Origin of the sequence: Agrobacterium sp. V1 (assembly GCF_030518355.1) — a bacterium.
Lineage (GTDB): Bacteria > Pseudomonadota > Alphaproteobacteria > Rhizobiales > Rhizobiaceae > Agrobacterium > Agrobacterium cucumeris.
This window is the reverse complement of record NZ_JAULSF010000004.1, coordinates 1-17,742: the sequence shown is the minus strand read 5'-3', so window position 1 is coordinate 17,742 and position 17,742 is coordinate 1. Positions and strand designations below refer to the sequence as shown.

General features: G+C 59.5%; 23 protein-coding genes. 13 read left to right on the top strand and 10 right to left on the bottom strand.

Annotated elements, in window-relative coordinates; all coding sequences use genetic code 11:
- Nucleotides 1-37: 37 nt before the first annotated feature.
- Nucleotides 38-1,228: a mandelate racemase/muconate lactonizing enzyme family protein gene (locus tag QSV77_RS25105; protein ID WP_112402591.1), complete on the bottom strand. Its 1,191-nt coding sequence runs from the start codon at nt 1,226-1,228 to the stop codon at nt 38-40.
- A 191-nt stretch (nt 1,229-1,419) separates the two neighbouring features.
- Here QSV77_RS25105 and QSV77_RS25100 point away from each other — a divergent pair, with 191 nt between their 5' ends.
- The 3 genes from QSV77_RS25100 to QSV77_RS25090 all read left to right on the top strand — a co-directional run bounded on the left by QSV77_RS25100 (nt 1,420) and on the right by QSV77_RS25090 (nt 3,731).
- Complete coding sequence (locus QSV77_RS25100) at nt 1,420-1,977, top strand: OsmC family protein (RefSeq protein ID WP_112402592.1); 558 nt, start codon at nt 1,420-1,422, stop codon at nt 1,975-1,977.
- Nucleotides 1,978-2,061: 84 nt separating this feature from the next.
- Nucleotides 2,062-2,766, top strand: coding sequence for a hypothetical protein (locus QSV77_RS25095; RefSeq protein ID WP_112402593.1), 705 nt, complete (start codon nt 2,062-2,064; stop codon nt 2,764-2,766).
- A 20-nt stretch (nt 2,767-2,786) separates the two neighbouring features.
- A complete protein-coding gene (locus QSV77_RS25090) occupies nt 2,787-3,731 on the top strand; it encodes a C-terminal binding protein (protein ID WP_205125167.1) in 945 nt (314 codons plus the stop codon).
- Nucleotides 3,732-3,782: 51 nt separating this feature from the next.
- On the opposite strand, the gene QSV77_RS25085 is transcribed toward QSV77_RS25090, so the two are convergent.
- Entirely contained in the window at nt 3,783-4,985 is a 1,203-nt protein-coding gene (locus tag QSV77_RS25085; RefSeq protein WP_112402595.1) for a MalY/PatB family protein, read from the bottom strand.
- Nucleotides 4,986-5,127: 142 nt separating this feature from the next.
- Here QSV77_RS25085 and QSV77_RS25080 point away from each other — a divergent pair, with 142 nt between their 5' ends.
- Nucleotides 5,128-5,622 carry an Lrp/AsnC family transcriptional regulator gene (locus tag QSV77_RS25080; protein ID WP_112402596.1) on the top strand — a complete coding sequence of 165 codons (495 nt, stop codon included), beginning with the start codon at nt 5,128-5,130 and terminating at the stop codon, nt 5,620-5,622.
- A 539-nt stretch (nt 5,623-6,161) separates the two neighbouring features.
- Here QSV77_RS25080 and QSV77_RS25075 read toward each other — a convergent pair.
- Complete coding sequence (locus QSV77_RS25075) at nt 6,162-6,536, bottom strand: helix-turn-helix domain-containing protein (RefSeq protein ID WP_112402597.1); 375 nt, start codon at nt 6,534-6,536, stop codon at nt 6,162-6,164.
- 87 nt (nt 6,537-6,623) lie between these two features.
- Here QSV77_RS25075 and QSV77_RS25070 point away from each other — a divergent pair, with 87 nt between their 5' ends.
- On the top strand, nt 6,624-7,481 hold the full coding sequence (locus tag QSV77_RS25070; RefSeq protein ID WP_142845919.1) for an SDR family oxidoreductase: 858 nt from the start codon (nt 6,624-6,626) through the stop codon (nt 7,479-7,481).
- A 239-nt stretch (nt 7,482-7,720) separates the two neighbouring features.
- Here QSV77_RS25070 and QSV77_RS25065 read toward each other — a convergent pair whose 3' ends face one another.
- Nucleotides 7,721-7,894, bottom strand: coding sequence for a DUF1775 domain-containing protein (locus QSV77_RS25065; protein ID WP_223565076.1), 174 nt, complete (start codon nt 7,892-7,894; stop codon nt 7,721-7,723).
- Nucleotides 7,895-8,110: 216 nt separating this feature from the next.
- On the opposite strand from QSV77_RS25065, the gene QSV77_RS25060 reads away from it, so the two are divergent.
- A complete protein-coding gene (locus QSV77_RS25060) occupies nt 8,111-8,431 on the top strand; it encodes a hypothetical protein (protein WP_142845918.1) in 321 nt (106 codons plus the stop codon).
- Nucleotides 8,431-9,489, top strand: coding sequence for a hypothetical protein (locus QSV77_RS25055; protein ID WP_302735551.1), 1,059 nt, complete (start codon nt 8,431-8,433; stop codon nt 9,487-9,489). Before QSV77_RS25060 ends, QSV77_RS25055 begins: the two co-directional genes overlap by 1 nt.
- On the opposite strand, the gene QSV77_RS25050 is transcribed toward QSV77_RS25055, so the two are convergent.
- A complete protein-coding gene (locus QSV77_RS25050) occupies nt 9,486-9,611 on the bottom strand; it encodes a hypothetical protein (RefSeq protein ID WP_302735550.1) in 126 nt (41 codons plus the stop codon). The two genes, QSV77_RS25055 and QSV77_RS25050, sit on opposite strands and share 4 nt — an antisense overlap.
- Before the next feature lie 259 nt (nt 9,612-9,870).
- Here QSV77_RS25050 and traC point away from each other — a divergent pair, with 259 nt between their 5' ends.
- From traC to QSV77_RS25020, 6 genes are all read left to right on the top strand, one after another.
- Nucleotides 9,871-10,167: a conjugal transfer protein TraC gene (gene traC / locus QSV77_RS25045; RefSeq protein ID WP_142845908.1), complete on the top strand. Its 297-nt coding sequence runs from the start codon at nt 9,871-9,873 to the stop codon at nt 10,165-10,167.
- A gap of 4 nt (nt 10,168-10,171) precedes the next feature.
- Nucleotides 10,172-10,387 (top strand): type IV conjugative transfer system coupling protein TraD, encoded by a 216-nt coding sequence (traD, locus tag QSV77_RS25040; RefSeq protein ID WP_161987970.1) that lies wholly within the window; start codon nt 10,172-10,174, stop codon nt 10,385-10,387.
- Nucleotides 10,380-12,290: a Ti-type conjugative transfer system protein TraG gene (gene traG / locus QSV77_RS25035; RefSeq protein ID WP_142845906.1), complete on the top strand. Its 1,911-nt coding sequence runs from the start codon at nt 10,380-10,382 to the stop codon at nt 12,288-12,290. Before traD ends, traG begins: the two co-directional genes overlap by 8 nt.
- Before the next feature lie 71 nt (nt 12,291-12,361).
- Complete coding sequence (locus QSV77_RS25030; protein ID WP_080821143.1) at nt 12,362-12,757, top strand: hypothetical protein; 396 nt, start codon at nt 12,362-12,364, stop codon at nt 12,755-12,757.
- Nucleotides 12,758-13,036: 279 nt separating this feature from the next.
- Nucleotides 13,037-13,348 carry a WGR domain-containing protein gene (locus tag QSV77_RS25025; RefSeq protein WP_142845905.1) on the top strand — a complete coding sequence of 104 codons (312 nt, stop codon included), beginning with the start codon at nt 13,037-13,039 and terminating at the stop codon, nt 13,346-13,348.
- Between the two features lie 32 nt (nt 13,349-13,380).
- Complete coding sequence (locus QSV77_RS25020; RefSeq protein ID WP_080821140.1) at nt 13,381-13,659, top strand: HU family DNA-binding protein; 279 nt, start codon at nt 13,381-13,383, stop codon at nt 13,657-13,659.
- A 60-nt stretch (nt 13,660-13,719) separates the two neighbouring features.
- Here QSV77_RS25020 and QSV77_RS25015 read toward each other — a convergent pair whose 3' ends face one another.
- The 5 genes from QSV77_RS25015 to QSV77_RS24995 form a co-directional block, all read right to left on the bottom strand.
- Complete coding sequence (locus QSV77_RS25015; protein ID WP_162856863.1) at nt 13,720-13,893, bottom strand: hypothetical protein; 174 nt, start codon at nt 13,891-13,893, stop codon at nt 13,720-13,722.
- A 287-nt stretch (nt 13,894-14,180) separates the two neighbouring features.
- Complete coding sequence (locus QSV77_RS25010; RefSeq protein ID WP_162856861.1) at nt 14,181-14,342, bottom strand: hypothetical protein; 162 nt, start codon at nt 14,340-14,342, stop codon at nt 14,181-14,183.
- Between the two features lie 318 nt (nt 14,343-14,660).
- On the bottom strand, nt 14,661-14,972 hold the full coding sequence (locus tag QSV77_RS25005) for a DUF736 domain-containing protein (protein WP_080821139.1): 312 nt from the start codon (nt 14,970-14,972) through the stop codon (nt 14,661-14,663).
- Between the two features lie 731 nt (nt 14,973-15,703).
- Nucleotides 15,704-16,624 (bottom strand): ArdC family protein, encoded by a 921-nt coding sequence (locus QSV77_RS25000; protein ID WP_302735549.1) that lies wholly within the window; start codon nt 16,622-16,624, stop codon nt 15,704-15,706.
- A 329-nt stretch (nt 16,625-16,953) separates the two neighbouring features.
- Nucleotides 16,954-17,553 carry a hypothetical protein gene (locus QSV77_RS24995; protein WP_080821266.1) on the bottom strand — a complete coding sequence of 200 codons (600 nt, stop codon included), beginning with the start codon at nt 17,551-17,553 and terminating at the stop codon, nt 16,954-16,956.
- Nucleotides 17,554-17,742 lie beyond the last annotated feature (189 nt).

Genomic DNA, 17,742 nt, shown 5'->3' with positions numbered 1-17,742 from the left:
AGAGTCGAATTGTTGATGAACTGATGGCGGCCCAGGGTTACAGGCCGAGATAGCCCCCCCGCTCCTTGGCCGGATGCGCGGCAAGTGCCGTCTCGATCGGCTCGCAGCCCCAACCTGGCCGGTCCGGTACGACGATCGCGCCGTTCTCGATGATCGGTGCGTTGGTGAAGAGCGCGTCGTCCCAGGCGAGACGATCGACGTCATGTTCCATAATCCGCAGATTCGGCACCGCCGCCGCGAAGTGGACGTTCATCATCGTTGCGAGATGGCTATAGAAATTGTGCGGTGCCACGTTCACATCGAAGGCTTCGGCCGTATTGGCAATCTTCATCGACTGCCAAACACCGTTCCAGACGACATCAATGATCGCAACGTCGACAGCCTGTGACTGGAAGTAAGGCAAGTACTGCCGCACCCCGAACAGGGTTTCGAGGGAACTGATGGGGGCATGGCTTTGCTGGCGAATGTAGGCGAGAGCCTCAGGATTGTAGATGTCCAACTCGCACCAGAGGAAATCGAAATCCGACAGTGCGCGGATCAAGCGGACATACCCCTCCGTTCTGGCGTTGAAATTGAAATCGACAAGCAGCTCAACATCGGGACCGAGACCATCCTTGAGCGCTTCGAGGTGAGCGCGCACGTTGCGGATCAGCGTCTTGTCGATATTGAGTTCGGGTTTATAGGGCGCGCCGAAACCCGCATGCCATTGTTTGGGTCGCCCCTCTCCGTGAAGAAACAGGTTCGTCTTGGCCGCACCGATACCGCTGTTGCGCGCATCAAGCCCCGCTTGCTTCACATCGTCCAGCGTATCGATCTTCGGCGAATAAAACGATGGATGTGAAATGCGCCAGGTCGCGCAATGCGACCAGTAAATTGGGATGGCGTCACGGTGCTTGCCGCCAAGAAGCTCATAGCACGGAACCCCGAAATCCTTGGCCTTAATATCCAAGAGAGCATTCTCGATGGCTCCGAGTGCTTCTGCCGCCAGACCGTATGGTGCGGGCCTGATCGACGCAGCGAGAACCCCATAGATCCGCTCGTGATCGGTGACCGAACTGCCGATGACACGCTGTCCAAACCGGCGGATCACATCGGTTAATCCCGGCGGACCGTAAGCTTCATCGTACTCGCTCCAGCCGACGAGCCCTGTATCCGTCGTTATTTTCAGGAAGTTGTAATTTCGCCAGCCCGCGTCACAGGCAAGCGTCTCCACCCGTTCGATCTTCATCCCGCATTCCTCCCAGAACTAAATTGGATGCCGATATTACTTGCCTATCTACTAGTAGAGTGTTAGGTTGTCAATCACGTATTGATCGCAATCGTCCGCACCTTTCATCAGAAGGCGGAACGCAGGCCTTACGTCCCAGGCTGGAAAGATCCGTCTGCGGAACATCGACCAATGACTCCAAGGAGGCTCAATTGACTGCTACGAAGAAGCCCTTCGCCGACATCAAGGCGATCCGTGAAACGCAGGACGTCGTCCGCAACCAGCCGGAACTCGGAAAAGTCACGTTCAAAGTCAAAGGCAGGTCCAACGGCGGTCTTGCAATCGCTTCGCAGACCGGTCCCCTCATTCAAAACGGGCTGGCAGACAATACGCGTGACGGAAAGTTTTCTCTTATTGGCGATGAGCCTGTGGCACTGCTGGGCACCGACACCGGTGTCAGCCCCGCTGAATACGTCCTTCAGGCACTTGCCGGCTGCTATATCGTAACCCTGGCCTCCATGGCTGCCAGCAAAGGGATCGATCTCAGCGGACTCGAACTCGACCTGGGCTTCGATATCGATCTCAACGGCTTCCTGGGTCTTGACGAGACGGTCCGCAAGGGTGCGCAGGCGATCAATGTCGACGTCAAGCTAACCAGCGACGCGGCAAACCGCGAGCAGCTCGAGGAGTTGGTACGCGAACTGCCGAACAATTCCCCGATCCACGACACGCTGGCCAATCCGGTCAAGATTGCAGCGCGTCTGGTTTGACCGATCGTGGCCGGCGGGGAGCCCCTCCTCGCCGGCACACCAATTCATGTTCGTCACCAAAACTCAACCGAGCGGTATAAATCCATGAAATCCGAACTGTATTACGTTACCGATATCTACTGCCTCTGGTGCTATGGCTTCAGAAGAACAATCGATCGTATAGCTACGGAATATGCCGACCGCGTCGACTTGCGGCTGGTCAACGGCTGCATGATTCCGCAGGAGATGCAGCTCGGAGAATTCTTCGGACGCTTTCCGGATCCTATCGGCCTGCATCAGCGTGTGAGCGAGGTGTCCGGTCAGGATTTCGGTGAACCTTATCTCGAACATATCCGCAATCATGCAACCTCGAAGCGCAAGTTGAATTCGCTCGTTCCCGCAAGGGCGATGGCAGTAATGCAAATGCTCGGCGTAACAGATTCACTGGCGGTTTCCTCGCAGATGCAGCGCGCCCACTACGACGACGGACTCGACCTTCTTCTACCCGAAAGCTACCGTGCGCTCGACTGCATGAAGACGATCGACTTTGAACAGTTCAAGTCTCTGCTAGTGGATAAGGCAACTCTGTCCACCGTCTTAAATGGTGTTCGATGGGTGAGCGATGTTGGCGTACAGGGCTTTCCCGCACTGCTCCTGAAGCAGAGTGAAACGCGGTATAAGATGATAGCGCGTGGATTCATGCCATATGAGGGGGTAAAGGCTGGACTCGACGCCGCCCTTGGTAGCTTGCTGGACGTGGCGGCGACCACGGGCCTCGCATGCCAACTTGACGGAACCGGATGCCAATGACGCTAAGCTCAGATACATGTGTGCTGCTGACCGATGCTCCTTGGGTTGATACGGAACTGGAGGAAAATATCTTTCGCAGCGCCGGGTTGGAGTTTATTCGCGCGCCGGCCGAGGAAGAGACCCTTGCCCGACTTCTAGCCTCCGTCGAGCCGGCGGCCATCATTACCTGTTGGGCATTAATCTCGCCTGGTATGATCCATGAAGCAGAAAAGCTCAGGGTTATCGCCCGGCTTGGCGCTGGCGTGGACAACGTGGCCGTCGAAGCTGCCACCGATCGCGGAATTTGGGTAACCAACGTCCCGGACTATTGCGTCGGGGAAGTGTCCGACCACGCGGTCGCGCTTATGCTGGCCCATTGTCGCGGCATCGTCCGACTCGATGCCGAGGTGAAGCGAACCGGCTGGCGCTCTGATGGGGCCGGCTTGCAACGTGTCTCGGATCTAACCGTCGGCATCGTCGGTCTTGGAAGGATCGGATCGGAGACCGCACGCAAGCTGAAGGCGTTTGGGTGCCGGGTCATCGCCATGGCACGCACTGGAAGCCACGACAGCAGCTTGGCGGAGCCGGTCGACCCAGATAATTTCGCTAGATTGGCAGATGTGATTATCCTGCACGCGCCCTTGAACGCCGAGACGTCCGGGATGATCGACACACGTTTCCTGTCGAAATGCGCAAAGCGCCCGCTGCTTATAAATGTGAGCCGAGGCGGGCTGGTGGACAACGCAGCTCTTGCCGTGGCGCTCGACGCCGGGATGATCAGAGGTGCCGCCCTCGACGTCGTTGATGGCGAGCCCTCTCCCCCGCAATCGCTCCTCAACCGAACGGATGTGATCATCACACCGCATGTCGCTTACGCATCGACTGCTGCAATGGTGGAACTGCGCACACGAGCTTGCGAGGAGGTCATTCGCGTACTACGCGGTGAACAACCGCGCAATGCATGCAACACTCCTCGCGTGACCTAAGACTTCAACTGCGGATTTTCCCGGTTAGCGCGCTACCAAACCGACCCCGAACTATCGATTAGCTGAAATTGCGTTTCGAATCCGGTCGAGTCCTTCCTGCAAGACGGAACGGGGGCAAGCAAGGTTCAGCCGGATATGGCCCTCGCCGCTGTCTACGAACATTTCGCCACCCTCGATGACAACACCGGCCCGTTCGAGGAAGAAGCGCGTCAGGTCGATCGAACCTGAGAAATAGGCGCGCATGTCGATCCAGGCAAGATAGGTCGCCTCGGGAATACGCAACCTTGCATCCGGGAGATGCGTCCGCACAAACTCATCTGCGAGCGCAAAGTTCCCATCCAGGTAGACCCGTAGGTCGTCCAACCAAGCTTCGCCCCCGCGATAGGAACCGATGGCAGCCGCAAGGCTGATCGGATTGATGAACGGATAGTGCAGTTCGTTCCAAACCGCTCTTAGCGCCTCATCGGGGATGACGATTGTGGCAATCATCATGCCGGCGAGATTGAAGGTCTTACTCACCGCCATGCATGTGACGACATCGCGGCTTTCCGGGAAAAGCTTGGCGAGTGGCGTGTGTTTGAGCCCGCTGCGAAGCAGGTCGCAATGGATTTCGTCGGAAATGATCTTCACGCCGTGTTTGAAGCAGACTTCCGCGAGGCGCCGCAACTCGGCTTCGCTCCACAGCCGCCCGGTGGGATTGTGTGGGTGACATAGGAAGAAGACCTTGACCGAGCCGTCCGCCGCCTTTTCTTCGAAATCTTTGAAATCGACTTCGTAGTAGCCGTCATTGTTGATGAGTGGCGATGTGACCAATGTTCGGCCGCTCTTCACCGTAGCGTGCTTGAAATAACCGTAGGACGGGCTGAGAGTCAGCACCTTGTCATGCGGTCCGCAGAGATAGTTGACGAGGCCGAACAGTGCAGGAATGACACCGAGCGACAGGACCAGCTGCTCGCGCGGGAAGCTCCAACCGTGCCGGCGCTGACACCAGGCGTGGAAGACATCATAAAGGTGGTCATCGTAGTTCATCGTATAGCCGAAGATCGGATGCTTCAACCGATCCGACATGGCATCCAGTGCGGCTTGCGGGGCAGCGAACTGCATATCGGCCACCCACATCTGGATGATCTCCTCTTTCGGCCGATCGAGCACGACCGGCACGGTACCCTGCGGGAAGAGATATTTCTCATATCCTTCCACTGCGGACGCATTGCTATCGAGACGGGAAATCAGGCGGTCGAAATCGTGGTGCATTGGAGACTAACCAGGAAACGTGAGTGGATTGCGCTGGACATCGTTGCGTTGAAAGCAGTTTAATCTACAAGCTGCTACAATTCTTACTAATGTTCTAGCTGATGCTGCGAATCAGTGGCAGATTCCACTAAGGAACGACGAAATGGACGAGATTGATTTCAAGATACTCATCGAGCTGCAAAAAGACGGCCGGCTTACCAATCAAGAGTTAAGCGAACGCGTGAATCTGTCACCCTCCCCGTGCCACAGGCGCGTCCGGCTTTTGGAAGAAGCCGGTGTGATCGAAGGTTATGGTGCGCGGCTCAGCCATAGGGCTCTCGGAATGCCGATCATCGCCTTCATTCTTGTCCGGCTCGCGGCGCAGAGCAAAAACGCCATGGCAGAATTCGAGCTGGGTATTCGCCGAACATCCGAAATCACCGCCTGTTATCTCATGTCGGGACGGCAGGATTATCTACTTCAGGTGTTCACCGCCTCATTGGATAGTTATGAGGAATTCGTGCGCAACAAACTCTCAGAGCTGCCGGGTATCGGATCCTGGGAGACGAATTTCGTGTTTGGGGAAATCAAGAAGAGCGTCCTGACGCCGAAAATAGGTTCACGTTTACCTTCTCCTGGCGAAGGCAGGGAGGCCTAGATGCGCTGGTGGATTGAGCCGAATCGGCGCGGTCGCTAACCAGCGACAACTATGGATCGCTATGGCGCCCGTCTTCGATAGCCTGATGGAAGAATAGGACCTAGCTTACCGCTCCGCGCCATCGCGATCATTGCTGCACTGGCGCTCCTGTTCCGCCTGCCGGAGAATCTGCTGGCGCTGCTCGTTCTGCGCACCCATTGGCAGCCCCGGCCAGCTCCCGCGAAGTCCTTGCGACGCGACCGGCGGCGAGCACCTGCTGCGGGGCGGCGATGGCCGAACGACCGTCGGCGGCGTTGCCCGATCCTCTTGATCGCGTCTATACTGCCAGAACGTATCCCTTCCACTATCGCGATGCGCTCGTCACCAATTGTCGACTTGACGTCGGGAGCATATCGCCAGCGATTCCGGGCATAGCTGTGACTTTCGCGGAGGCACGAAGCCTTCGGTGGCTGCAGGAATGCCAAGGGATTAGCCTTTCATATGAAGATTGTGCTCCTTTGCCGGTTGACCCGCCCCAGGGGAAGCTTCGTTTCGTCAAGTCAACGACCAAGCTCTCCGCGCTGTTGGTCGACGGATGAGATAGTGCTGTGCTTGAGGATCTCATCTGGAAGCGCATCACCCCAGTCTTTCATGGCATATAAAATGTCGTGCAAAGACAGTCCAAGTTCGGTCAGTTCGTAGACTACACGCGGAGGCGTTTCGGCGTATGCCATGCGCGTCACCAAACCGTGCTCTTCAAAACGCCTGAGGCGATAGGTCAGTGTGTGTGCGCTGATCCCAGGCAGCCTGCCGCGCAATTCGGTAAAGCGACGCGGCCCGCCCAGCAGCTCACGGACGATCAATGTAGCCCAGGGGCCGTCGAGAAGAAGCAGAAATCGCTCGACCCCGCAGCACGGCAGTTTTTTTACGGTCACTGAATTTTCTTCCATTAGTGCATTTGACGTAACTGATGCACATCATGCACCAATGGGTTCCGACCTTCAACGGAAATGGAGCAGTTTATGTCTTTCATCATTCACGGCGCGACGGGGGCACAAGGCGGCCCGCTTTTTGATCTCCTGCTATCCAAAGGGGAAGCTGTACTCGCAGCGGTTCGCGATCCGGCCAAGTCCGATGGGAAACCATGTATCGCTGTCGACAACAGTTCCCTGGATTCCCTGATATCCGCCTACAATGGCTCGGACGGGGTCTTCTTTCATCTACCGCAGACCCCGGAGCCTGTACGGGTGGAATATGCCCTCAACTTCTTGGAAGCGATCAAGATAGCAAAACCCAAGCGTGTGGTGCTTTCGACCAGCGGCGCCGTCATTGATCAGCCCGGATCATCAGTTCAGGTGTCCGAAGACAGTGCCATGGGAATGCTTGTGCGCGGCATCAGCGACAGCAAGATATCCTACGCCGTCGTGGCCCCTCGCCTATACTTGGAAAATCTGCTGTTGCCCATGGTGGTGGGCAGGGTAAAACAAGACGGTGTTCTGTTATATCCGATCCGCGCGGACCTCCCGGTATCCTGGAGCTCCCATCTGGACATCGCGGAAGTTGTCGAAAGACTACTGGCGGACCATACGGTCACCGGTATCGTCGGTGTCGGACACCTGCCCGGAATGAACGGTGCGGCACTGGCTGATGGGTTCTCGGCGCGGTTCAACCGGCCAGTTCAATTCGAAGCACAGTCGCCGGAAGAATTCCGCAAATTGCTGGAACCAATGTTTGGCCCAGCCGCCGCCAATGTTGCGGCCTTCTATCAAGCCCTCTCAAAGCTCGATAAAAATGTGATCGTTGAAGAAACGAGCGCACAGCGGCTTCTCGGTCTATCACCACGCAGCGTCGAAAAATGGCTGGACGACGTCTCCGCCTGACTTTGGAGATGAGGCTACAAAGGAAGTCGTCTCGGCCAAATCCGAGGCGGCTGTTCGGCCAATGGTACCTTCAACTTCGTCCTGACCTTGGCGTTTCTATGGCCGTTTGACGCCGAAGGACAACCGCCGACGCAGCCGTGCCATCTCGTCTCTGCGAAGTCAGCTGGCCGTGGTAATTCTCGCGCTTGTGTCGCTGCAATTGACCTTCTCCAGCATCCAACTGGCCTTCGGCTGCGGTTTCACGGAGATGCGCTTTCGGGGAGCTGTACCCGCACCTTGATCGTCGGCTTGCCATCGCAATTATGGCCGACGCGGAAGACGGCCCTATAGCTCAACGAGACCGGCGCCTGCTGGTTCGCCAGCGTGGCGTGTGCGAAAGCGGCCGTCGAGCCGATTGCGCCAGCGAGTATCAAGGATTTGAGTGCCCGACATCGTCATAGCTACCTGAAGGCCGTCGTGGCCTTGGACCGATTGTCCAATCCCCTATCGGGCACCATGCCGACTATCAAAAGTGGAAAATTCCACTGTTCGGCTGGTGAGGTAAAATGAATGCTATATCACGTTGGCTTAGCGCCAAGAATCATCGAACTACAGTCATCAATATTCTGATGTTGACTGGAGTGCTCGCGATGGCCGGTAGTGCCGGTCTGTTCAAGGTGGTGGGCGGCTGTGCCGTCGCGATCGCAGGTGCCTATTTCCTCGTTCGCGCGATCAGCTTGACCGTTCGGTCCTGGGCTGGCGCCAATTTGTACCAGATCGCGCTGATCTGGATACCCGGCATTCTTGCCCTCGGTCTCGCTGTAGTCGGCCTCTACCTCGTCACCAGCAGCGAACCACTGAGCCTTGGTTATGTTCTTGGCTTGACCCTGTTCGGGACCGAGGTGGCCATGCTCGCCATTGCCGGCGCCGACCTTGTCGGGACCTCAGCCAAAACGGTGGAGACCGCCTGATGGATTTTCCGGTCTTTCATCTAGATTTCTTCGGCAATCGCTGGCTGATCGCCACGATCGCCATCCTGCATGTGCTGATCAATCACGGCCTAGCCGTCGGCATGATGCCGCTCGTCGCCGCCATGGAGTGGTACGGACACAAGAAACAAGATCCGCGCTGGGACAGGCTCGCCTATAAAATTCTGTTTTTCTGCTTCCTGATCACCACGACGGTCGGCGCGCTTACCGGCGTCGGCATCTGGTTCTCGGTCTCGCTGGTTAATCCCTATTCTATCGCCAGCCTGATCCGCGTCTTTTTCTGGGCCTGGTTCACCGAATGGCTGGTGTTCGTCACCGAGGTCTGCCTGATCCTCGCCTACACTCTGACCTGGAAGAAGTGGAGCAGCCAAGGCCCGGAAGCGAAGAAGCGGCACATCCGGCTCGGCTTTGCGTTAGCGTTCGCCTCCTGGGTGACAATGGCGATCATCGTCGCGATCCTCGGCTTCATGATGGATCCAGGTAACTGGATGACGGACCGCAGCTTCTGGACGGGCGTAATGAACCCGCTCTACGTCCCCCAACTCGCGTTCCGCACGCCGCTTGCCGCCGCCATGGCCGGCATCATCGCGGTGTTCCTGATCCTCTTCTTCACGAAGAGACAAGATGGCTTCCGACACGATGCGCTGCGGGCCGTGGGTTTATGGACGCTGGCCTTTGCCCCGTTCGTGCCCGTCGCCGGCTGGTGGTACTACACCTCCGTTCCCGACGCGATGAAGGACAATCTCGGCGTTTCGTTGGCGACACTGGAATTCGTCGACTGGCAGACCAAGTTCCTCCAGATCGCCGTCATCACCGTCGTCACCATCCTGCTCGTCGTGCAATTCGCGATCTCGCGGCCCAACCGGCTGCCGAAGGTGGCACTGGTCGTGCCATTCTTCGCCATCCTCTGGATGACGGGGCATTTCGAGCGGGTGCGCGAGTTTATCCGCAAGCCCTATGTGATCGGCCAGTACATGTATGCCAATGGCATGCGGGTCGACGATTACGCCCTGCTGCAGCGCGACGGCGTCCTCACCTAGTCGATGGTGCGGGCCTCGCGCTCATATTCCATCCTCGCGCAGTGCCGGTAGGCCGCGGACAGCACCGTACTGCGGCCGTCGCCGCGGCTGACGATGCTGGCTGAGAAATGGGCGATGGCCACGGCGACAAAAGCTCCTGGTTCGAACCTCGTTCGTCGGGAGCGGCAGGCCAACCCGGCCCCTTGCCAGGGCCTCTACGCAAGGCGTCGCATCAGCGACGTATAATTGCGCCCTTGGAACCGCTCCTTCGGAACGGCCGGGATGATCCTCCAAAGTGTCGGCTTTGCCGACGTGCAAATCTGCACATTTCCTTGAGCATGCATCCGGAGGAGTTTTGGCGTCGCACCTGCAGCGCCAAAACCACAAAGGAGTGCCACCGGAATGAAGAAACCGTCGTCGAAGATCAGGGAAGAAATCGCCAGGCTCCAGGATCAGCTCAAAGCAGCCGAGACGCGCGAGGCCGAGCGCATCGGCCGGATCGCGCTCAAGGCCGGTCTCGGCGAAATCGAGATCGAGGAAGCCGCACTTCAGGCGGCGTTCGAGGACATCGCCGGGCGGTTTCGCGGAGGCAAGGGGCAGACGACCGGAAAGAAGAATGCCGGTGACGGCAGGACCGGCGGCGAGACATCCGCGGCGCTCGCGCCTGGCGCGGATGCGGGCGGCGCTGGCGAGGCTTGAGCGGATGCGGCGAACCACATCGACCGATGCCCGCAAGAAAGACACGCGCGAGAAGATCGAACTTGGCGGCCTGATCGTGAAGGCCGGCCTGCGCTATGAAAAAAGGGCGCTGCTGCTCGGCCTGTTGATCGATGCCGCCGGACGTCTCCGTGGTGACGAAACGGAGCGCTCGCGCCTGACCGCAATCGGCGTGGAGGCGTTCGGTCGCGACAATGAATAGGCTCCTCCTCACAATCCTGCCCGCGGCATTCATGATCGCCACCATGTTGGCGATATCAGGCATCGAGAACTGGCTCTCGGGTTTTGGAACGTCGCCTCAGGCGAAGCTGTTGCTCGGACGGGTCGGCCTCGCCCTGCCCTACACCGCGGCGGCGGCGATCGGCGTTATCTTCCTGTTCGCGACGGCGGGCGCGGCAAACATCAAGGCTGCCGGTCTAAGCGTATTGGCTGGTGCTTCAGTCGCCTGCATCGCAGCGATCGCACGCGAAGGGTGGCGGCTGTATGCTCTTGCCGACCGGGTGCCTCACAGCCAGTCGGTGTTCGCCTACACGGACCCGTCGGCGATGCTTGGCGCATGCGCCGCCGTCCTTGCCGGCATCTTCGCACTGCGAGTCGCGATCAGGGGAAATGCCGCCTTCGCGAAATCAGCGCCACGGCGGATCGCGGGGAAGCGGGCCGTGCACGGCGAGGCCGACTGGATGAAGATGGCCGACGCTGCCAAGCTGTTTCCCCATACCGGCGGCATCGTGATCGGCGAACGGTATCGCGTCGACAAGGACGGCGTGGCGGGCCTGTCTTTTCGCGCCGGTGAGACGAAGAGCTGGGGCGCCGGCGGCAGGTCTCCATTGTTGTGTTTCGACGGCTCGTTCGGTTCGTCGCACGGTATCGTCTTTGCCGGTTCCGGCGGTTTCAAGACCACATCCGTGACGGTCCCGACGGCGCTCAAATGGGGCGGCGGGATGGTGGTGCTCGATCCGTCGAGCGAGGTCGCGCCGATGGTCATCGATCATCGGCGCAAGGCCGGCCGAAACGTGATCGTGCTCGATCCCGCCACGCCCGCGATCGGCTTCAACGCGCTCGACTGGATCGGCCGCCACGGCAACACGAAGGAAGAGGACATCGTCGCGGTGGCGACGTGGATCATGACCGACAATGCGCGCACCGCGTCGGCCCGCGACGACTTCTTCCGGGCATCGGCCATGCAGCTCCTGACGGCGTTGATCGCCGACGTCTGCCTGTCCGGGCACACGGACGAGAAAGACCAGACCTTGCGCCGCGTTCGAGCCAATCTCTCCGAACCGGAGCCGAAGCTGCGCGAGCGGCTGACGCGGATCTATGAACAGTCCGAGTCCGACTTCGTGAAAGAGAATGTTGCCGTCTTCGTCAACATGACGCCGGAGACCTTTTCCGGCGTCTACGCCAATGCGGTGAAGGAAACGCACTGGCTGTCCTATCCGAACTATGCGGCGCTCGTGTCGGGCGACAGTTTCTCGACCGACGATCTCGCGGAAGGCGACGCGGACGTGTTTATAGCGCTCGATCTCAAGGTACTGGAAGCGCATCCGGGTCTGGCGCGCGTCGTCATCGGCTCGCTGCTGAACGCGATCTACAATCGCAATGGCAAGGTCAAGGGACGCACGCTCTTCCTGCTCGATGAGGTCGCCCGCCTCGGTTATCTGCGCATCCTTGAGACCGCCCGCGACGCCGGCCGGAAATACGGCATCACGCTCACCATGATCTTCCAGTCGATCGGCCAGACGCGCGAAGCCTATGGCGGCCGTGACGCGACAAGCAAATGGTTCGAGTCCGCATCATGGATATCGTTCGCGGCGATCAATGACCCGGATACGGCGGACTACATCTCGAAGCGCTGCGGCGACACCACGGTCGAGGTTGACCAGACAAACCGCTCCACGGGAATGAAGGGATCATCGCGCTCACGATCGAAGCAACTCAGCCGTCGGCCGCTGATCATGCCGCACGAGGTCCTGCGCATGCGCGGTGACGAACAGATCGTCTTCACGGCAGGCAATCCGCCGCTCAGATGCGGGCGCGCCATCTGGTTCCGGCGTGACGACATGAAGGCCTGTGTCGGACAGAACAGGTTTCATCTGAAAGAATAGTTGACGTAACGTGGCGTGGGGATCACTTCGACACTCCCCGCCGTTCACAAGTTCGAAAGGGGCAACAAAGAATGCATTGGAAAAAAGACTGGTATTCCCTGAGGGGACCGCTGATCATCTGGGCCGCGTTCATGGCCATCACGCCTATCATCCTTGTCGAAGCGATCATCAGCCTCGACGTATTCCCGCAGCATGCGGATTTGTTGCTGAGGATCGTTGCTTTGATCTGTACGGCTGCGTTTGTGCCGTTGGCGACCCTCGCTGAGATCGCCCCGCCATTCGTGACCAGGGAAGAGGTCAGATGGCGTAACCGCAACACGGAAACGCTTTTCGAAGGCGATGTCGTCTGGGAAGATGTGCCGTTCCTGCCGCCCCTGCTCAACCGGATTCGCTCGACGACCGGCAAGCGCAGGCGACGGGAAGAGGGGAACGATGCTCCTGCTGCCAGCGCGACGGTCAGTACGTGATCACGGGTATTCCGGGCTGCCACCGTCGATGTACTTGATCTTGCGCTGTGTTATAAGATGTCTCCTTTCCCCAACACCAGCGAGAGGATCGTCATCCGACTGGAACGAAACTGCGATCAGCGGGTCCGGTGCGCTTGCGCATAGAGCCGTGCGGCGAAGCTGTCTCGCCCGCACATCTCTCGGCCAGTCACTGATACCCATCACAGAAATGAATCGGAAGCTGCCCTTCGATTCATAAGTGTCGTTGGACCATATTATGAACATCGGCGACGATGCGGCATGGGTAATTACCACTACCAGTTCTATTGCCAGAAGATCGACGCCAAGAGAAACATGGCGCGCTACTACATGCTTGCGATCCAGCCCACTCTCTTCGGGGAAACAGCCGTGGTGCGGGCATGGGGACGTATCGGCAAGGCGGGCGGGGAGATGACCGAGGTCTTCAGTGCGGAGAAGGATGCTGTCTCGCGCTTTCTCGAACTGGTGCTGCAGAAGCGAAAAAGGGGCTACAGACCAGCAAGAAGCTGTGGAAACCCCAACAGCAGCGCCATTCTGCGGACATCGCCCCATGACAATATCCAGATCGGCTGAGAAGGTTTTCCGTCTTTAACGAGGAAACCATCATGACCACCACCAATGAAATCGCCGACAAGATCGCATCCGAACAGAGCCTGACCAAGGCGCAAGCCAAGAAGATTGTCGAGGCCGTGTTCGCATCGATCGCGGCGGCAGCCACCTCTGGCGCGGAAACGTCGATCCCCGGCTTCGGCAAGTTCAAAATCAAGGACACACCGGAGCGCGAGGCTCGCAATCCGGCGACAGGCGCCACCATCAACGTGGCCGCTGCGAAGAAGCTGACCTTCCAGCCTGCGAAAGCCCTGAAGGATGCACTGAACAAGTGATCCGCGCCAGGGTGGGCGGAATAGCCACGAAGAGCCGCCGGAGCGGCTCCCTGCCGAGCGTCATTGGCGCCGCTTACCGTCACGCTCGAAACTGATCTCGATCTCGACGAAGAACGGGATCTTGATTGCGAACTTCAGGGCGAACTTGCCACCCCGGAAGAAGTGACAGATCACCTTACTGAGGATGCGGAGCCGGCGGCCGGTGGCGCTGAGGAATTGAGCGAGGCGTTTCATACGGTTTCTCCTTGTCGATTGCGGTTATCGCGGGGAGAGGATGCAGACCGGAAAGGCAGGCTGCACCGGCTGGCCGGAACGAGAGTGGAGGACCTTTTGAACACCTGAATTTTGGACCGCGAGGAGCCGCTTGCGGCGGGGAACATTCCGGTGGCGAAAGGTTGCGGCCTGACTGCGCGGGATGCACGATCCCCGATAGTCGATGACCGTCCTCGACAAGGGGATGAAACGTCCCGCCATCATGCGGACCGGATAGCGGCGGTTGCCAGTGCGGGTGATTGCCGCCCTCAGAAGGGCGGCTCGGCGTCGATGGAACCGTCCTGCTCGGCCATGATGACCGCCAGTTCAGCCTGAGCCAGTTCCAGCTCCGCGGCAACCTGGCGACGCTCGTCCGGATGGCAATGGTTCATCTCGCGGCGCAGTTCTTCGATGTGTTGTTCCAGCAGCATCGTCATCTCCTTGACGTTTGAAAAAGATGACGCCGCGGGGCGTGAGGAAATGACGGGGTCAAGGATCGCGACAGCGACCGCTTGAGGCGGCGAGCGGAGGAGCCGATTTTCCGGTGGCGCCTTTCAGGGCGGCTCCTGAAAATTGGAGGTGCCGCGAAGTCCTTGAGGCCGGCATTTCCTCACGGCACGATTGGTCACTCTGAGCAGACCCCACCTCTCCGTATCGCGACCGGAAGAAGGAAGCGGGCTCGATGCCGGTTCCTTCTTTGATTTCAACAGGGGAAGAGCCCCGCCGTTTCCGGCAGGGCCCGTCTTCGATCAGGCATCGCGCTTCGGGCGGTTCCAGACCAGCGTGTAATCGCCGTCCTTCTCGGTCGGCCACAGGGCCGCGTTGATCGGAGCCGGGAAGCTCGGATCGTCGAGCTTGACGGAGATGTAGGGTTCGCCATCGCCCGAAACCTGGCTCCATGCCGCGCCTACTTCCGCTGCACCGGACATGATCCGGAAGTCAGGAGCGTCGCGGGAGGTGCGTTCGATCGGGTTCAAGCGGGCCTTCATGGAGACCGTCAAAGTGCGCACGTGGCCGAGGATGGTGTTGCCGTTGGTGGTGAATTCGCCGATGACTGCCATTTTCGAGATCCTTTCGGGTTGATCGGGGCGCGACCATCGCGTCCTCGATGACTGTCGAATTGATCGGAGACGATCGGGCCGCACCCCCGGGGTCTCCATTGCGCCTGCGCAATGGGGTGGCTTGTCGGGCCGGAACAAAGTGGAGGGCGGACGGGAGCGACTTTCTTGTTCCGCGCGGAATGGCGGCGCAGCCGACAGGGGAAGAAAGTTGCGGACGGCCGTTGCGGAAAAACGATCGAGGCGCAGCCGTTCTTCGATCAGACATGTCAAATCGAGGCCGCGTTGGCCGCGCCCGTGTTCAGACGGATGATCTCGCAATGCGGCCATCGGTTATCGGTGGAATTTGCCGTCCAACGATAAACACCCCTGCCGCTGTCCGCACTCTCTCGTTCTCCATCCGGAGGCCTGCCGACTTCCGGCCGAATGCGCTGCCTTTTTGCTTCCTCACGACGGTCATGGGCAATCTGCGAGCTGATGGGGCGGTATTCATGCCAGCAGTTCCCGGCGATGGATCCCTCTGCGCACGGCAATGCTGGCGGCCATCCTGGTCCCTGCTCCGACCAATGCGATCCGAGCCAATGGAAGCGAAGATGCATACATGTTGTTCTGGAACCGCCCGAAGCGCGATGCCTATCGATGATCGCTGCCCCTTTCGGCAGGTGGGTCTTCCCGGCCCTCCCGGTCGCGGGCAACCCGAGGGACCAGAGCGACCATTACAAGAACAGGCGGTGTCACTTCTCGCCGGCATCCGCCTGCGGCTGAAGGCTGTGCAGATAATTGACCGCCCGCTGCGCATGCGCCGCTGCCTGGAAGATGGCGCGGCGGTCATTGGAAAGGACCGATAGCCACGTCTGAATATAGGCGGTGTGGTCTGGACGCGGCTCCAGCTCCGGCGTAATATTCAGGTCTGCGCAAACCAGTGCTGCTGAAATTTCCGCGACGAGTTCCTCGCGTGCGCGTTCGGTTCGATCCTTCGAATAGCGGCTGAGATCGCGGCCGACCCTGTTCGGATGCGCTGTCCAATGGGCGCTTTCATGTGCTAAAACAGCAACATAGGACGCAGCGTCCCGAAAGCTTTCAAACGCAGGCATTTGAATGTGGTCGGTCGCCGGCGAATAGAATGCCTTGTCGCCGCCATGCCGAATGACCGCACCGGTGTTGCGAAAGAACCGGTCGGCATGGGCGATCCGCTCGACCGGATCGATGACAGGTTCAGGCCGGTGGTAATAGAGCTCCGGCAGACCGTCTATTTGATCCACGTTAAAGACTGTATACGCTTTCAGAAACGGGATTTGCCGATCGACCTCGCTGCCATTTCCGTCGGTCTCTGACTTGGTGAAACGGCTGGCGAAAACGACAGTGGCACCGCTCTCGCCCTTGCGCACCGAGGCATTCAGCTGCAACGCCTGCCTGAATGTCATCCACATCGGCGAGGCAAAACCCCGGGCAATACCTTCCGACCATAAAAGCAGGGTGTTCATCCCCGTATAGGGTTCGCCACTATGGCGTAGCGGCCGGGTAATCCGGTCATTCGCGTTGGAGGGACTCCATGGCTGAACCCACGGGCGCACGTCCTTTTCCAGATCCGCGATGATACTGTCGGTGATCCGCGCGTAGATGTCGGCGCGTTCGCCTTCTTTCTTCCTGTTCATTTCCAAACCTCCTTGTCATGAGGCCGCGCCAATCGCGGCCCCGTCGCGGAGGGCCAAAAGCAGGAGCAGCAGGGCGGACAGACGCACCGGCACGGCCGGAACGGAGAGAAGGACGGCGCAGCTGTTGCGTCTGCCGCCGGCTCCTGCAGGACCGACGAACGGGACGGCCGCGATTGCGGCTGTCTCGGTCCCGATTTGCTTTCCTCGTTCTTTTCCCCACCTGTCACTTCGTCGTGGCATCGACACGGGAAAAAGCCACCCCCATGTGGAAGTGGCTTCGTATGGACGGAATGAAGGCGGGGCCGGAACCCCGCCATGATTGATCGATTTCAGTCGAAGGCCGACATCTGCGCTGCGGCGGCCTTGCGGTCGAGCGTCTGGCCGGGATTGTCGACCGGGCGATCGAACGGCTTCCACGCCTCACCGACGACCTGCTCGTATGCGGCGACGGCGCCTTCAGCGGCCATCCTGAGCGCGTGCGCCTGAATGCCCATGTCGGCTGCGAATTCGCGCTTTCGCTGGGCGGCGCTGTCATATCCGACGGGTCCGTCGAGATCCTCGTCGCGGGCGTCAGCGGCACTCTTGGCGGTGGCGTCGCGCGCCTCCGTGACGGCCTTGCTGTAGAACTGGCCGGCGCCGTGGGCCGAGCCGACATAGGCTCCGACAATGCGCTGGAGATGGATCTGCATCGCCCGTTCGCCAAGGCCGTCGCTTAGGCCGGTGGCCGTCTCGACGATGAGGCGTTCGTGCATGTCGCGGATGCCGTCGCTGTCGAGGATGGCGGTCCCGAAGCTTTCGGCGATGCGCAGCGCCTGGGCTTCATCCGGGCATGTCAGGCGGACCATTTCGATCGTGGCGCCCTTGCGGAGCTGCACGACACGAGCGGAGGGGCGAGCAGCATTTCGGGAAGAGGTTGCGGGCTTTGCCATAATGGTTTCCTTTCGGTTCGTCCGAAGCGTGCGGCCCCTTGCCGTCCTGTCCTTCGGTGCGGTCGAAAGGAACCGGCGCAAGCCGGGCGGTTCAGGGTCCGGGCAGGCCGGATCGAGCAGAGAAGGTATGCGGGCAAGCGGAGCGAAAGCCCTGCGAAGCCGGCGTGCCTGCTGTGCGACGAGCGGCAT

Excerpts from the sequence above, each read along its gene's own strand:
- traG (WP_142845906.1), top strand. The coding sequence starts at position 10,380 with ATGAATAGGCTCCTCCTCACAATCCTGCCCGCGGCATTCATGATCGCC.
- QSV77_RS25060 (WP_142845918.1), top strand. The coding sequence starts at position 8,111 with ATGGCCGGTAGTGCCGGTCTGTTCAAGGTGGTGGGCGGCTGTGCCGTC.
- QSV77_RS25080 (WP_112402596.1), top strand. The coding sequence starts at position 5,128 with ATGGACGAGATTGATTTCAAGATACTCATCGAGCTGCAAAAAGACGGC.
- QSV77_RS25070 (WP_142845919.1), top strand. The coding sequence starts at position 6,624 with ATGTCTTTCATCATTCACGGCGCGACGGGGGCACAAGGCGGCCCGCTT.
- QSV77_RS24995 (WP_080821266.1), bottom strand. The coding sequence starts at position 17,553 with ATGGCAAAGCCCGCAACCTCTTCCCGAAATGCTGCTCGCCCCTCCGCT.
- QSV77_RS25105 (WP_112402591.1), bottom strand. The coding sequence starts at position 1,228 with ATGAAGATCGAACGGGTGGAGACGCTTGCCTGTGACGCGGGCTGGCGA.
- QSV77_RS25020 (WP_080821140.1), top strand. The coding sequence starts at position 13,381 with ATGACCACCACCAATGAAATCGCCGACAAGATCGCATCCGAACAGAGC.
- QSV77_RS25010 (WP_162856861.1), bottom strand. The coding sequence starts at position 14,342 with ATGCTGCTGGAACAACACATCGAAGAACTGCGCCGCGAGATGAACCAT.
- QSV77_RS25095 (WP_112402593.1), top strand. The coding sequence starts at position 2,062 with ATGAAATCCGAACTGTATTACGTTACCGATATCTACTGCCTCTGGTGC.
- QSV77_RS25005 (WP_080821139.1), bottom strand. The coding sequence starts at position 14,972 with ATGGCAGTCATCGGCGAATTCACCACCAACGGCAACACCATCCTCGGC.
- QSV77_RS25025 (WP_142845905.1), top strand. The coding sequence starts at position 13,037 with ATGGGTAATTACCACTACCAGTTCTATTGCCAGAAGATCGACGCCAAG.
- traD (WP_161987970.1), top strand. The coding sequence starts at position 10,172 with ATGCGGCGAACCACATCGACCGATGCCCGCAAGAAAGACACGCGCGAG.
- QSV77_RS25015 (WP_162856863.1), bottom strand. The coding sequence starts at position 13,893 with ATGAAACGCCTCGCTCAATTCCTCAGCGCCACCGGCCGCCGGCTCCGC.
- traC (WP_142845908.1), top strand. The coding sequence starts at position 9,871 with ATGAAGAAACCGTCGTCGAAGATCAGGGAAGAAATCGCCAGGCTCCAG.
- QSV77_RS25085 (WP_112402595.1), bottom strand. The coding sequence starts at position 4,985 with ATGCACCACGATTTCGACCGCCTGATTTCCCGTCTCGATAGCAATGCG.
- QSV77_RS25000 (WP_302735549.1), bottom strand. The coding sequence starts at position 16,624 with ATGAACAGGAAGAAAGAAGGCGAACGCGCCGACATCTACGCGCGGATC.
- QSV77_RS25030 (WP_080821143.1), top strand. The coding sequence starts at position 12,362 with ATGCATTGGAAAAAAGACTGGTATTCCCTGAGGGGACCGCTGATCATC.
- QSV77_RS25055 (WP_302735551.1), top strand. The coding sequence starts at position 8,431 with ATGGATTTTCCGGTCTTTCATCTAGATTTCTTCGGCAATCGCTGGCTG.